The 11,949-nt window shown below is 72.7% G+C and carries 14 protein-coding genes; 6 read left to right on the top strand and 8 right to left on the bottom strand.

The window, feature by feature from the left end:
- Positions 1-189: 189 nt before the first annotated feature.
- Positions 190-654 (bottom strand): MarR family transcriptional regulator, encoded by a 465-nt coding sequence (locus tag M1M07_RS30830; RefSeq protein WP_248676589.1) that lies wholly within the window; start codon positions 652-654, stop codon positions 190-192.
- 62 nt (positions 655-716) lie between these two features.
- Here M1M07_RS30830 and M1M07_RS30825 point away from each other — a divergent pair, with 62 nt between their 5' ends.
- The gene (locus tag M1M07_RS30825) at positions 717-1,175 is read left to right on the top strand and encodes an SgcJ/EcaC family oxidoreductase (protein WP_197255901.1); all 459 of its coding nucleotides are present in this window, start codon (positions 717-719) and stop codon (positions 1,173-1,175) included.
- Between the two features lie 114 nt (positions 1,176-1,289).
- Here M1M07_RS30825 and M1M07_RS30820 read toward each other — a convergent pair whose 3' ends face one another.
- Positions 1,290-1,685 (bottom strand): TIGR03618 family F420-dependent PPOX class oxidoreductase, encoded by a 396-nt coding sequence (locus tag M1M07_RS30820; RefSeq protein WP_197255904.1) that lies wholly within the window; start codon positions 1,683-1,685, stop codon positions 1,290-1,292.
- 85 nt (positions 1,686-1,770) lie between these two features.
- Between M1M07_RS30820 and M1M07_RS30815 the strand changes: the two genes are divergently transcribed.
- Positions 1,771-2,517, top strand: a complete 747-nt coding sequence (locus M1M07_RS30815) for an SDR family NAD(P)-dependent oxidoreductase (protein ID WP_197255906.1) — start codon at positions 1,771-1,773, stop codon at positions 2,515-2,517.
- A gap of 7 nt (positions 2,518-2,524) precedes the next feature.
- Here M1M07_RS30815 and M1M07_RS30810 read toward each other — a convergent pair whose 3' ends face one another.
- Genes M1M07_RS30810 through M1M07_RS30800 form a run of 3 tightly spaced genes read right to left on the bottom strand, consistent with a single transcriptional unit; the run spans position 2,525 to position 5,327 of the window.
- Complete coding sequence (locus M1M07_RS30810) at positions 2,525-3,007, bottom strand: adenosine-specific kinase (protein WP_197255908.1); 483 nt, start codon at positions 3,005-3,007, stop codon at positions 2,525-2,527.
- A gap of 24 nt (positions 3,008-3,031) precedes the next feature.
- On the bottom strand, positions 3,032-4,501 hold the full coding sequence (locus M1M07_RS30805) for an NAD(P)/FAD-dependent oxidoreductase (RefSeq protein WP_248676588.1): 1,470 nt from the start codon (positions 4,499-4,501) through the stop codon (positions 3,032-3,034).
- Positions 4,502-4,550: 49 nt separating this feature from the next.
- On the bottom strand, positions 4,551-5,327 hold the full coding sequence (locus tag M1M07_RS30800; RefSeq protein ID WP_248676587.1) for a precorrin-3B synthase: 777 nt from the start codon (positions 5,325-5,327) through the stop codon (positions 4,551-4,553).
- 68 nt (positions 5,328-5,395) lie between these two features.
- Between M1M07_RS30800 and M1M07_RS30795 the strand changes: the two genes are divergently transcribed.
- A complete protein-coding gene (locus M1M07_RS30795) occupies positions 5,396-5,800 on the top strand; it encodes a PPOX class F420-dependent oxidoreductase (protein WP_197251237.1) in 405 nt (134 codons plus the stop codon).
- An 80-nt stretch (positions 5,801-5,880) separates the two neighbouring features.
- The gene (locus tag M1M07_RS30790) at positions 5,881-6,411 is read left to right on the top strand and encodes a glutathione peroxidase (protein ID WP_197251236.1); all 531 of its coding nucleotides are present in this window, start codon (positions 5,881-5,883) and stop codon (positions 6,409-6,411) included.
- A 43-nt stretch (positions 6,412-6,454) separates the two neighbouring features.
- Here M1M07_RS30790 and M1M07_RS30785 read toward each other — a convergent pair whose 3' ends face one another.
- From M1M07_RS30785 to M1M07_RS30775, 3 genes are read right to left on the bottom strand one after another with little or no spacing between them, the layout of a single operon-like run.
- Positions 6,455-7,822 carry a metallopeptidase TldD-related protein gene (locus M1M07_RS30785; RefSeq protein ID WP_197251235.1) on the bottom strand — a complete coding sequence of 456 codons (1,368 nt, stop codon included), beginning with the start codon at positions 7,820-7,822 and terminating at the stop codon, positions 6,455-6,457.
- Positions 7,819-9,354 carry a TldD/PmbA family protein gene (locus tag M1M07_RS30780; RefSeq protein WP_248676586.1) on the bottom strand — a complete coding sequence of 512 codons (1,536 nt, stop codon included), beginning with the start codon at positions 9,352-9,354 and terminating at the stop codon, positions 7,819-7,821. The genes M1M07_RS30785 and M1M07_RS30780 overlap by 4 nt, the downstream gene beginning before the upstream one ends.
- Positions 9,351-10,118, bottom strand: a complete 768-nt coding sequence (locus M1M07_RS30775) for a TSUP family transporter (RefSeq protein WP_248676585.1) — start codon at positions 10,116-10,118, stop codon at positions 9,351-9,353. The genes M1M07_RS30780 and M1M07_RS30775 overlap by 4 nt, the downstream gene beginning before the upstream one ends.
- 97 nt (positions 10,119-10,215) lie before the next feature.
- On the opposite strand from M1M07_RS30775, the gene M1M07_RS30770 reads away from it, so the two are divergent.
- Both M1M07_RS30770 and M1M07_RS30765 read left to right on the top strand, forming a co-directional pair.
- A complete protein-coding gene (locus M1M07_RS30770) occupies positions 10,216-10,725 on the top strand; it encodes an FxsA family protein (RefSeq protein ID WP_197251234.1) in 510 nt (169 codons plus the stop codon).
- A gap of 94 nt (positions 10,726-10,819) precedes the next feature.
- The coding region (locus tag M1M07_RS30765; RefSeq protein WP_248676590.1) for an amidohydrolase family protein at positions 10,820-11,949 on the top strand (1,130 nt) is incomplete at its 3' end.

Raw genomic sequence — 11,949 nt, 5'->3', positions numbered from 1 at the left:
ACCATGGTGGGTGGGGGCGGGTTGCCGGCCGCCGTGTGAAGCGGTGGTCCCGGGGCGGGAGACCCCGCCCCGGGACCGGCGCTGTGGTTCGCGGTCGCGGACCTTCGGCTATTTCGCAACAGCCCGCAGACCGACCGAATGTACCGCTCGCTCGGACTCGGGGTGGGTCGACACCGGTTCCGGGCGCGGTTATCGGCCGTCCGGAGCGGTGACCCGCTCGGTGTGGGCGCGCAGGGTCCGGGTGACATCGGTGAGGAACGCGGTGATCGCCGCCTGCTGGTCGTCGCTGTGGGCGGCGAACAGTTCCGCGACATCGCGCGCGAACGGCTCGTAGAGGGGCTGCAGGCGTGCTGCCATCCGGTCGGTGGCGACGACCAGGAGGATGCGGCGCCGGTCGGTGGTGTCGGGGACGCGGGTGATGTAGCCGGCGGCGGCCAGTCGGTCCGCGATGCCGGTCACCGCCCCCGGGGTCAGGTGCAGGGCCCGGGCCAGATCCCCGGCGGTGGTCGGCCCGGATCGGGACAGCACGTCCAGGGCCCGATTGTCGGTGGCGGTCAGGCCGAGTCGGTGCGCGACCGCCTCGTGGAACATCACCACGGCCGTCGCGAAATCCCGGCCGAGGAGGTCGCCGGGTGTGATCGGTTCGTTCGTCATGCCTACCCCAAATTATTTCAGCGTTCTAAACTATATACCGCACTGAATCGAAGGAGGGTGAGATGACTGCATCGACCCACGACGCCGTCGGTGTGGACCGGGCACTGGCACGCGTCGCGGCTGCCTGGGAAGAAGGAAATCCCGAGTCCTACTCGCAGGCCTTCACCGCCGACGCCGACTACACGGCATTCGACGGCACCCACATGAGCGGACGCAGAGCGATCGCCGACGGTCACCGCGACCTGTTCGCGGGCATCATGCGCAATTCCCGCATGGTGACCGAACATCGCGACGTGCGTTTCCCTGCTCCCGACGTCGCGGTCGCGTGCGAACGCGGCGGAATCGTCATGTCCTGGCAGAAGCGGCGCACCGTCCCGACCGCGAAGCGCCGCTCCTCGGTGACCTTCGTCCTGGTCCGGCGGGACGGCACCTGGCTGGTGGACACCTTCCACAACACCCGCTATCGGCCGTGGTCGAACACCCTGCTCGGGCGCCTCACGCGGCGAGGCAACCCCACCTGACCCGAGCGAATGTACCGTTCGTCTCCTCAGATCGACCGAATGTACCGCTCGCTCGGAACAACCGGGGGCAGGTAGGGGACGGAAACGCCGATGTGGGTCGGTCCAGCACCGGGATCAGTCCAGCACCGACCCCATCACCCGGTCCACGGCGATCTCGACGACCACGCGAGTCGGGTTCTCCCGCGGCGGCCGGTACCGCCGGGTGTAGCGGTCGACCCCCTCGGCGACCGCGGCGGCGTCGCTGCGCACCCGCGCCGAGCCCTCCAGGGTGAGCCAACGCCCGCCGTCGACCTGCGACACCGCGGCGTAGCCGCCCCGGTCGGCGTTCAAGGCCTTCTGCGAGCCGGCGTTGGTGATCACCCGCACCACCCGGGCCTGCGGATCCCAGGTGAACCCGACCGCGACGACGTGCGGGGTGCCGTCCTTGCGCAGCGTCGTGAGTGTGCCGAGGTGGTATTCGGACAGGAACTGCAGTGCGCGCTCGCCGAGCGCGTCCGGGGTGCGGGCCATACCCGCGAGCCTAGAGCGCTCGACCTGCCCCGGGCACCGGCCCCCGACCGCGCCCGCACCGATCGGTCACGGAACACTGGCAGCCATGACCATCGCGCAGGGAAGCATCGTGATCTTCGGGGGCCGCAGCGAGATCGGGCTCGAGGTGGCCCGCCGGCTCGCCCCCGGCCGCACCGTGATCCTCGCCGCGCGCCGCGCCGGCGAGCTGGACGGCCCCCGGCAGGCGGTGCTGGCGGCGGGCGCGAGCGCGGTGCACACCGTCGAGTTCGACGCCGACGATCTCGACATCCACGAGCGGGTGCTCGAGCAGATCACCGCGGCGCACGGGCCGATCGACGTGGCGGTGCTCGCCTTCGGGATCCTCGGCGACCAGTCCCGCGCCGAAACCGACGCCGCGCATGCGATCGCGGTCGTGCACACCGACTATGTCGCGCAGGTCGCGTTGCTGACCCGGCTCGCGACGCGGCTGCGCGCGCAGGGTGCGGGCCGGATCGTGGTGTTCTCGTCGGTAGCCGGGGTGCGGGTGCGCCGCGCCAACTATGTGTACGGGTCGGCGAAGGCCGGGTTGGACGGGTTCGCGTCCGGGCTGGCGGACGCCCTGCACGGCAGCGGGGTGTCGTTGCTGCTGGTGCGGCCCGGTTTCGTGATCGGCCGGATGACCGAGGGGATGAGCCCGGCGCCGTTGTCGAGCACCGCGGATCAGGTGGCCGACGCGACCGTGCGGGCGTTGGGCCGCGGTCGCGGCGAGGTGTGGGTGCCGGGCCTGCTGAGGCCGGTGTTCTTCGGGATGCGGCTGCTGCCGCGGGCGATCTGGCGGCGGCTGCCGCGCTGACCGGCCGTCACAGTTTGTAGCCGATGGTGCGCAACAGCGCCTTGCGGTCCGCGACGTCGGCGTCGGATTCCACCCCGAGCGGCGGGCTGCCGTCGATGACACCGATGATGCCGCGGCCGAGATCGGTTTCGGCGATGACGATCTCGACCGGGTTGGCGGTGGCGCAGTAGATGCCGCACACCTCCGGGACCAGCTTGATCGCGTTGAGGATGTTCACCGGGTAGCCGTTGTCGACGAACACGACGAAGCAGTGTCCGGCGGCGAGCGCGAGGGCGTTGCGGGTGGCCAGGTCCGTGAGCGTGTCGTCGTTGCCGGAGTGCCGCACCAGGCGCACCCCGGACGCTTCGCAGAACGCGATCCCGAACCGCAGGTGCGGGCTGGATCCGGCGAGCGTTTCGTGCAGGTCCTCGACGGTCTTGATGAAGTGGGACTGGCCGACGATCACGTTGGTGTCCTCGGGTTTGTCGATGGCGACGACGCTCAGCTCCACGGGGTTCTCCCTTCGGGTCGCGGGTCAGGGCCGGCGGGTTTCGAGCAGGCGCAACCACACCTCGCTGACCGTCGGATACGACGGGACCGCATGCCAGAGCGTGTCCAACGGCACCTTCCCGACGAGCGCCACCGTCGCCGCGTGCACGAGTTCGGCGACCTCGGTGCCGGCGAAGGTGGCGCCGACGAGGGTGTCGGTGGCGCGGTCGACGACGAGCGCGGCGTGCCCGGCGAAGTCGTCGCGGGCCAGCGCCGAGCCGGCCACCGCCAGCTCCACCTCGAGGGTCTCGACGTCGAGGCCGGCGTCGCGGGCAGAGGCGGCGGTGTGCCCGACGGACGCGATCTCCGGTTCGGTGAAGATCACCTGCGGCACCTGCCCGTGGTCGGCGGTCGCCCGGTAGCGGGGGTGATCGAGGTCGCGGCCCTCGGCGCGGGCGGCGATCACGTCGCCGCACACCCGCGCCTGGTATTTGCCCATGTGCGTCAGCGCGGCCCGGCCGGCGACGTCCCCGACCGCGTACAGCCAGGTGCCGTCCACCCCGGTGACGTTCAGGTGATCGTCGACGGGGGTGGCCGCCCCCGGGTCCAGGCCCAGCACGTCGAGCCCGAGGTCCGTGGTGGCGGGGCGGCGGCCGGCGGCGACCACGATTTCGTCGACCTCGACGGTGGTGCCGTCGTCGAGCTGCACGGTCGCCGGGCCGCCGTGGATGCGCCCGATCCCGGTGTCGCGGGCGTCTTCTCGGGTGACGCGGCTGATCTCGGTGCCGAACCGCACGTCGACGGCGTGGCGGCCGAAGGTGTCGGCGACGGCGGCGGCCGCGAACGGTTCGACGCGCGGCAGCAGCCGTGATCCGCGCACCGCGACGGTGAGTTCCTCGACGCCGAGCTGGCGCAGCCACGTCGCGGCCTCGCACGCGACCACCCCGCCGCCGACGAGCAGCACCCGCCGCGGAATCTCGACGAGGTTGGTGGCGTCGCGCGAGGTCCACGGCAGCGCCGCGCGCAGTCCGGGGATGTCGGGGACGGCCGCGACGGAGCCGGTGGCGAGCACCACCGCGTGCCGGGCGCGGAGGGTGCGGGGGCGGTCCCCGTCGACGGCGACGGTGCATTCCCCGGTGATGCGGGCGTGTCCGCGCAGCACGTCGATGCCGACGGAGTCGGCCCACAACACCTGGGAGCTGTCGTCGCGGCGGTGGGTGAACTCGTCGCGGCGGGCCAGCACCGCGGCGGCGTCGACCCCGTGCGCGTTGATCTTCTGCTCGACGCCGTGCATGTGGCGGGCGGCGGCAAGGATCTGACCGGGACGCAGCAGCGCCTTGCTCGGCATGCACGCCCAATACGAGCATTCGCCGCCGACGAGTTCGTGCTCGATCAGCGCGGCGGTGCGGTCGCTGCCGTTGATCGCGTAGTGTGCGGCGTTCTCTCCGGCCGGGCCGCCGCCGATCACGATCACATCGAAGACGTCGTGGTCGGAGCCGGCGGTATCGGGACTCACCCGTTCTACGGTAGGCGGATCCGGCGCCGTCCGGACCGGTTCGGCCGGTTCACTCCACGTGCGGGGAGTCCGCGTCGAAGATCAACCCCATCGGGGCGAGGACCCGCACGACCTGTTCGGCGGCCCATTCGTCGAGGTCACACAGCAGCAGCGAACGCCACGGGGTGATCACCACCGGGCGTTCGACGGCGGCGAGGAATTCGGCGGTGCGGGCCGGGAGCACCCCGCCGGCGAGGGCGGCGGCGAGCACGACGGTGCCGTCGGCGCGGTCGAGCCAGCCGATGGGGTGCGGGGGTGGGGTCGGCAGCGGCGCCGTGTCGGTGTCCGGTGCCGTAGCGTCGGCGGGTTCGAGCAGCACGTCGACGACGTCGCCGGTCTCGACCCGCACCCCGGTGTCGCGGCCGCCGCGGGTCAGCATCCACGACCCGTCGGGCAGCGCGCACACCGCCACGTCGGGGGACAGGGCCACGATGTCGCCGCTGCCGTCGTCGACGCCGAGGACGGTGTCGGCGGTCGCGGCGGTGCCGTGCAGCCGCCGGTGCAGTTCGGCGGCGATCGCGCGCACGTCGGCGAGCCCGCCGATCCGCCCGGACAGCGGGGAGGCGACGACACTGCGGCGGTAGGCGCCGTGCACGGTGAGCCCGGCCGCGTGGAGGGACCCGGTCAGGGTGTCGCGGTCGCCGTGCATCCGCAGCCCGGCGTGATCGGTGAGCAGCAGTTCCGCGTCGCCGTGGGCGTGGGCGAGTTCGGCGAGGGCCTGCAGTTGCGCGGCAGTCAGGGCACCGCCCGGCAGGTGCACGTCGACGGCGGATCGGGACTCGGACATGAGGTCCAGGCTAGAACGGTCGCCCGTCGGATGCCGCGGGGGCCCGCGCGCCTGCGTAGGGTGTGGTCATGTCCGATGGGGATCTCACGCGGCCGTCGTTCGCCGACCTCGCCGCCGCCAAGTTCGTGCTGCTCAGCACCTTCCGCAAGAACGGCACCGCGGTGCCCACACCCGTGTGGGCCGCGGCCGACGGGGACCGGTTGCTGGTGTGGACCGAGACCGACTCGTACAAGGTCCGCCGGTTGCGCCGGGACCCGCGCATCACCCTGGCGGTGTGCGACGCGCGGGGCAAGCCGCGCAGCGCCGCGGTCGCGGGCACCGCCGTCGTGCTCGACGACGCCGGCACCGACCGTGCCCGCGCCGCGATCACCCGCAAGTACGGGATCCTCGGCCGGCTCTTGGTCAAGGCGAGCCTGCTGCGCCGCGGCCGGTCCGGCACGATCGGTCTCGCCTGCAGCGTCGACGAACCGTAATCTCGCCGGAGGCCAGCGATCTCGAGTCGATCGCCGCGCAAACCCCGTTCCATCCACCCGACCACGAGGAAACGACTTTCATGAGCGTGCACAGCTTCACCGTCGCCACCGCCGACGGCACCACCGAGGACCTGAGCGGCTACGCCGGCAAGTACCTGCTGATCGTCAACGTCGCCAGCAAGTGCGGGCTGACGCCGCAGTACGAGGGACTCGAGGCGCTGCACCGGCAGGCCGGGGACAAGCTGCAGATCATCGGATTCCCGTGCAACCAGTTCGCCGGTCAGGAACCCGGCACCGACGCCGAGATCCAGGAGTTCTGCCGCCTCAGCTACGACGTGACGTTCCCGGTGTACGGGAAGATCGACGTCAACGGCGACGACGCGCATCCGCTGTACCGGCACCTGCGCGCCGAGGCCCCCGGCGACTTCGGTCCGGACCACGGGTTCCTGTACGAGCACGTCAGCAAGACGATGCCGGAGACGATCGGCACCGACGCGGTGAAGTGGAACTTCACCAAGTTCCTCGTCGATCCGGCCGGCGCGGTGGTGCGCCGCTTCGAGCCGACGGTCACCCCGGAGGAGATCGGCCGGCAGATCGCCGAACTGGCCTGAGACCCGGGGCCCGGGAACCCGCGCGGTTCCCGGGCCCTGCCGGTCAGCGGGCCGCGCTGACCGACGACATGTGGAAGTCGGGGATCCGCATCGGCGGCATCGCGGTGCGCGTGAACCAGTCCTTCCACTCCCGCGGCAGGGTGCGTTCGGTGGCGCCGACCTCGGTGGCGCGCCGCAGCAGGTCCAGCGGGGATTCGTTGAACCGGAAGTTGTTCACCGCCGCGACCACCTCGCCGTCCTCCACCAGGTACACCCCGTCGCGGGTCAGCCCGGTCAGCAGCAGCGTCGCCGGGTCGACCTCCCGCATGTACCAGAGGGTGGTCAGCAGCAGACCCCGCTCGGTGCAGGCCACCAGGTCGTCGATGCTCGCCGCCGATCCGCCGGTGAGCAGCAGGTTGTCGCCGGGCGCGGTGACGGTCGCCCCGAACTCGGCGGCCGCGGCCCGCGGATAGGTCAGCGCGTGCACGGTCCCGTCCCGGATCCAGTCGACCCGGCCGGTGTCGAGTCCGTTGTCGAACACCGACACCGCGTCCGTGGAGGCGGTCGCCGTCACGAACGGTGCGCATTCGAGGCCCGGCGCGGCCGGATCCGAGTACAACGTCAGCGGCAGCGGGGTCAGGATCTCGCCGATCCGGGTGCCGCCCGGCCGGGACAGCGCGGTGTGCCCCTCCTCGGCGCCGCGGCCCTCCATCGACCACATCAGGTAGATCATCAGGTCGGCCACCGCGGACGGCGGCAACAGCGTCTCGTAGCGTCCCGCCGGCAGTTCCACGGACTTGCGCGCCCAGTCCAGGCGCCGGTCCAGCTCCACGAGCAGGGCGGTGCTGTCGACGTCCCGGAAGTCGCGGGTGCCGGCGCCCGCCCAGGCGCCGGGACCGGTCGGTCCGCCCCGCTTGCCGTGCACCTCGATCGAGCCCTCCGGCTGGGTGTACCGGCGCCGCAGCCCGGTGGAGGTGCCGAGCCAGGTGGTGCACACCTGGTGGTGCGCGAACCCGTAGAGCAGATCGGAGCCGCCGAATCCCTCGGTCAGCGCGTCGATGACCTCGTCGAACACCGCGATGCCGGTGCCGGTGAACGCGTCCCCCCAGTCCCCGGGGCTGCCGGTGCCGTCGAGCAGCGGCATCGCGTCGGTCGCCGGGGCCGCGTCCTCGGCGGCGGCCTGCGCCGCGGCGACCACCGCGGCGACGTCCCCGGGATCGACGCTGCTCGAGGTGACGATCCCGACGCGGGTCACCGGTTCGCGCCGGATCGCCAGCACCGTCCAGGACCGCGACCGCGACACCCCGTTGGTGGTCATCGAGTTGCCCGCCCACCGCAGCGCCGCCTCCGACACCTCGGTCACCAGCACGATCGTCTCGTCCGCGGTGGACGCGCGCAGCGCCCGCTCCACCAGCTCCTGCGGCTCGATCATCGTCCGCCCTCCGTCCGGGTGTTGAGCACGTTGATGCCGCGCAACAGCACCGACGGGCAGCCGTGGCTCACCGCCGCGACCTGCCCGGGTTGCGCCTTGCCGCAGTTCAGGGCGCCGCCGAGCCGCCAGGTGGACGGCCCCCCGACCGCCTCGAGCGCACCCCAGAAGTCGGTGGTGGTGCCCTGGTAGGCGACGTCGCGCACCTGACCGGCCAGTTCCCCGCCGCGGATGCGGTAGAAGCGCTGGCCGGTGAACTGGAAGTTGTAGCGCTGCATGTCGATCGACCAGGACTTGTCGCCGACGATGTACAGCCCGTCCTCGACGCCGGCGATCAGGTCCGCGGTGGAGCGATCCACGTGCAGATCCGGTTGCAGCGACACGTTCGGCATCCGCTGGATCGGCACGTGGTGCGCCGAGTCGGCGTAGGCGCAGCCGTTCGAGCGCGGCAACCCGAGCCGCGGCGCGAACGCCCGATCCACCTGGAACCCGACGAGCACCCCGTCGCGGACCAGGTCCCAGGACTGCGCGGCGACCCCGTCGTCGTCGAAGCCGACGGTCGCGAGGCCGTGCGGGTCGGTGCGGTCCGCGGTCACGTGCATCACGTCGCTGCCGTAACGCAGCGACCCGAGCAGATCCGGGGTCGCGAACGACGTGCCCGCATACGCCGCCTCGTAGCCGACGGCCCGGTCGTATTCGGTGGCGTGCCCGACCGACTCGTGGATGGTCAGCCACAGGTTCGTCGGATCGATCACCAGATCCGTCGGCCCGGCGACCACCGGCGGCGCCGCGGCCTTCTCCGCCAGCCACTGCGGCAGCGCCGCCAGCTCCCCGGTCCAATCCCAGTGATCGTCGGTCGCGAGATACTCCCAGCCCCGCCCGGTCGGGGGAGCGAGGGTGCGCATGGTCTCGAACACCCCCGCCGCCTGATCGACGGTGGTCGCCTCGAACTGCGGCTGGATCCGCACCCGCTGCTGGGTGATCGTCGATCCGGCCAGGTCCGCGTAGAAGGTCTGCTCCTTGACCTGCACACAGTGCGCCGTCACATGGTCGACGCCGTCGGCGGCGAGCAGCCGCTGCGACAGGTCGGTGAGGATCGCGACCTTGTCGGCGGTCGGCACCGCGAACGGATCGAGGTCGTACCGTGAGACCCACACCGCGTCCGGATAGACCGGTTCGTCGGCCCACAACACCGGATCCCGGTTCAGCGGCCGCAACGTCCGCGCCACCTCCAGCGCCTGCCGGGCCGTCGCCGCGGCCGTGTCCGCGGTCAGTTCGGCGTGCGAGGCGAAGCCCCAGGTGCCGTCGACCAGCACCCGCACCGCGAGCCCGGCATCGACGCCGTCCACCGCGGCCTGCACCCCGCCGTCCCGCAGCGCCAGCGACTGGCTGCGCACCCGGTGCACCCGCAGGTCCGCGTGGGTGGCCCCGCCGCTGCGGGCCACCGACAGCGCCGCCTCGGCGAGCGCACGTAACGGCAGATCGAGGAAATCGGAGTCGACGGTGTTCACCCGCTCACCGTAGAACTCGATCATCCGAATTGCTGCCAACCGAGCCGCACCACCATCACCAGCACGACGATCAGCAGCACCGCCCGCACGAACCCGGCGCCGCGCGCCAGCGCGGTCCGCGACCCCAGCACCGCCCCGGCGACGTTGCACACCGCCATCGTCAGCCCCAGCGCCCACCACACGTGCCCGGTCGCGGCGAAGAACACCAGCGCGCCGAGGTTCGAGCCGAGATTGATCACCTTCGCCATCGCCGCCGACCGCACGAACTCGGTACCCAGCAGGGTGGCGAACGAGATGATCAGGAAGGTGCCGGTGCCGGGACCGAGGATGCCGTCGTAGAACCCGATCACCGCGGCCGAACCGAGCACGACGATCAGCGTGCGCCGCAGGCTCGGCCGTTCCCGGGCCAGGGTGGTGCCGACCTGCGGCCGCAGCGTCACCATCATCGCGACGGCGACGAGGGCGACCATCACGATCGGGATGAACAGCGCCTTGTCGATCAGCGCCACCGCGGCCGCCCCGCACGCCGCGGACACCACCGCGACCGCCGCACCCGGGGCCAGCACCTTCCACGGCAACCGGATGCGCCGCGCGAACGTCACCACCGCGGCGCTGGTGCCGCAGATCGCGGTGAGCTTGTTGGTCGCCAGCGCGGCCTGCGGGGTCAGGTGCGGCGCCACCAGCAGCAGCGCGGGCAGCAGGATCAGCCCGCCGCCCCCGACCACCGCGTCGACCCATCCGGCGGCGGTCGCCGCGGTCAGCAGTAGCGCCCAGTCACCGGCATCCATGCCCGTGATTCGATCATGGAGCCGCGGTGCCGGCCGATCGGGAGCAAATTCACCGGCCCGTTCGTTGCACCGGTGTGGCCGCCCGGAAGGAGCCCTGATGTTGCCCCTGTTGTTCCTCGTCTACGTCGTCGCCGAGATCGCGGTGCTGGCGGTGCTCGGTTCCGCCATCGGGGCCGGGTACACCGTGCTGCTGTTCCTCGGTGTCAGCGTCCTCGGCTATCTGATCCTCGGGGCGCAGGGCCGCCGGGCGCTGCAGAACCTCGGGAAGGTGCGGGCCGGCGGCTCGCCGGATCGGGCGCTGACCGACGGGGCGCTCGTCGGGGTCGGAGCCGGCCTGGTGCTGGTGCCCGGTCTGCTGACCAGCGTGCTGGGCATCCTGCTGCTGCTGCCGCCGACCCGGGCGTTGCTCCGCCCGGCCGTCAAGGTCCTCGCCGCTCGCAAGATGGCGAACCTCGCGGCCCGCGGGAGCTGGCACGGTGAGCGCATCACCGTCGTCGATGGGCAGGTCGTCGAGCACACCGTCGTCGACACCACGCCGCGGCTGACGTCCGCGCCGATCCTCGACGGCGAGATCGTCGAGACCCCGCAGCGCCCGCAGCGGCCCTGACGGGGCACACTGGACGCTCGTGAGTCCAGCACCGCACACCCAGCTTCTCGTCGGCGGCCGTATCTACAGCGCCGGCGCCCCCGATGCCACCGCGATGGCCGTCACCGACGGGCAGGTCGTGTGGGTGGGGGCCGACCGGCCCGGCCGCGCGCTGCACCCGGACGCCGAGATCGTCGACCTGGACGGCGCTTTCGTCGCCCCCGCGTTCGTCGACACCCACGTGCACGTCACCGCCCACGGCCTGGCCCTGACCGGGCTGGACCTGACCGGCGCCACCAGCCGGGAGGACGCGCTGCGGCGGCTGCGTGAGCACGCCGCCGGCTGCGACGACCCGGTGCTGTGGGGGCACGGCTGGGACGAGAGCCGCTGGCCGGACGCGACCGCCCCGACCACCGCCGACCTCGACGCCGCCGCCCCCGGCCGCGCCGTGTACCTGACCCGCATCGACGCGCATTCGGCGGCCGCGTCCACCGCGCTGCGCGCTGCCGCCGACCCGGCCGCACTTGCCGGCTGCCACCCCGAGCAGCCGCTCACCGCCGCCGCGCATCACGCGGTGCGCGCCGCCGCGCGCGCCCGGCTCACCGCGGCGCAGCGGGCCCGGGCGCAGGCCGCCGCCCTCGACGACTACGCCGCGGCGGGCATCGTCGCCGTCCACGAATGCGGCGGCCCCGACATCTCCGGCCGCGACGACTTCACCGAACTGCTCGGCACCGACCACCCGGTGCAGGTGCGCGGCTACTGGGGGGAAGCGGTCGGCACCGCCGAGCAGGCCGCCGAGCTGCTCGCCGCCACCGGCGCGCACGCCCTCGGCGGTGACCTGTTCGTCGACGGCGCGTTCGGCTCCCACACCGCGTGGACGACCGGCCCCTATGCCGATCGCCCCGACTGCTGCGGCACCGCCTACCTGACCGGCGAGGAGATCACCGCGCACGTGCGGGCGTGCACCACCGCCGGTATCCAGGCCGGGTTCCATGTCATCGGGGACGCGGCGGTCGCCGCCGCGGCCGCCGCGTTCGCCGCCGTCGCCGACGAGCAGGGCGGGCCCGCCGTCGCCGCCCGCGGGCACCGGCTCGAACACGCCGAAGCCCTCACCGTCGAGCAGGCCACCCGGTTGGGCCGGTGGGGGGTGATCGCGAGCATGCAGCCGATGTTCGACGCGCTGTGGGGTGGCCCGGGCGGGATGTACGCCACACGGCTCGGCGCCGACCGGGCCACCCCACAGCG

It is taken from the genome of Rhodococcus sp. HM1 (genome assembly GCF_023218075.1).
Classification (GTDB): Bacteria; Actinomycetota; Actinomycetes; order Mycobacteriales; family Mycobacteriaceae; genus Rhodococcus.
This window is presented reverse-complemented; position numbering and strand designations above follow the sequence as displayed.

Bases quoted from the DNA above. Each gene is read 5' to 3' on its own strand.
- M1M07_RS30830 (WP_248676589.1), bottom strand. From the start codon at position 654: ATGACGAACGAACCGATCACACCCGGCGACCTCCTCGGCCGGGATTTC.
- M1M07_RS30775 (WP_248676585.1), bottom strand. From the start codon at position 10,118: ATGGATGCCGGTGACTGGGCGCTACTGCTGACCGCGGCGACCGCCGCC.
- M1M07_RS30825 (WP_197255901.1), top strand. From the start codon at position 717: ATGACTGCATCGACCCACGACGCCGTCGGTGTGGACCGGGCACTGGCA.
- M1M07_RS30790 (WP_197251236.1), top strand. From the start codon at position 5,881: ATGAGCGTGCACAGCTTCACCGTCGCCACCGCCGACGGCACCACCGAG.
- M1M07_RS30795 (WP_197251237.1), top strand. From the start codon at position 5,396: ATGTCCGATGGGGATCTCACGCGGCCGTCGTTCGCCGACCTCGCCGCC.
- M1M07_RS30770 (WP_197251234.1), top strand. From the start codon at position 10,216: ATGTTGCCCCTGTTGTTCCTCGTCTACGTCGTCGCCGAGATCGCGGTG.
- M1M07_RS30815 (WP_197255906.1), top strand. From the start codon at position 1,771: ATGACCATCGCGCAGGGAAGCATCGTGATCTTCGGGGGCCGCAGCGAG.
- M1M07_RS30785 (WP_197251235.1), bottom strand. From the start codon at position 7,822: ATGATCGAGCCGCAGGAGCTGGTGGAGCGGGCGCTGCGCGCGTCCACC.
- M1M07_RS30800 (WP_248676587.1), bottom strand. From the start codon at position 5,327: ATGTCCGAGTCCCGATCCGCCGTCGACGTGCACCTGCCGGGCGGTGCC.
- M1M07_RS30820 (WP_197255904.1), bottom strand. From the start codon at position 1,685: ATGGCCCGCACCCCGGACGCGCTCGGCGAGCGCGCACTGCAGTTCCTG.
- M1M07_RS30780 (WP_248676586.1), bottom strand. From the start codon at position 9,354: ATGATCGAGTTCTACGGTGAGCGGGTGAACACCGTCGACTCCGATTTC.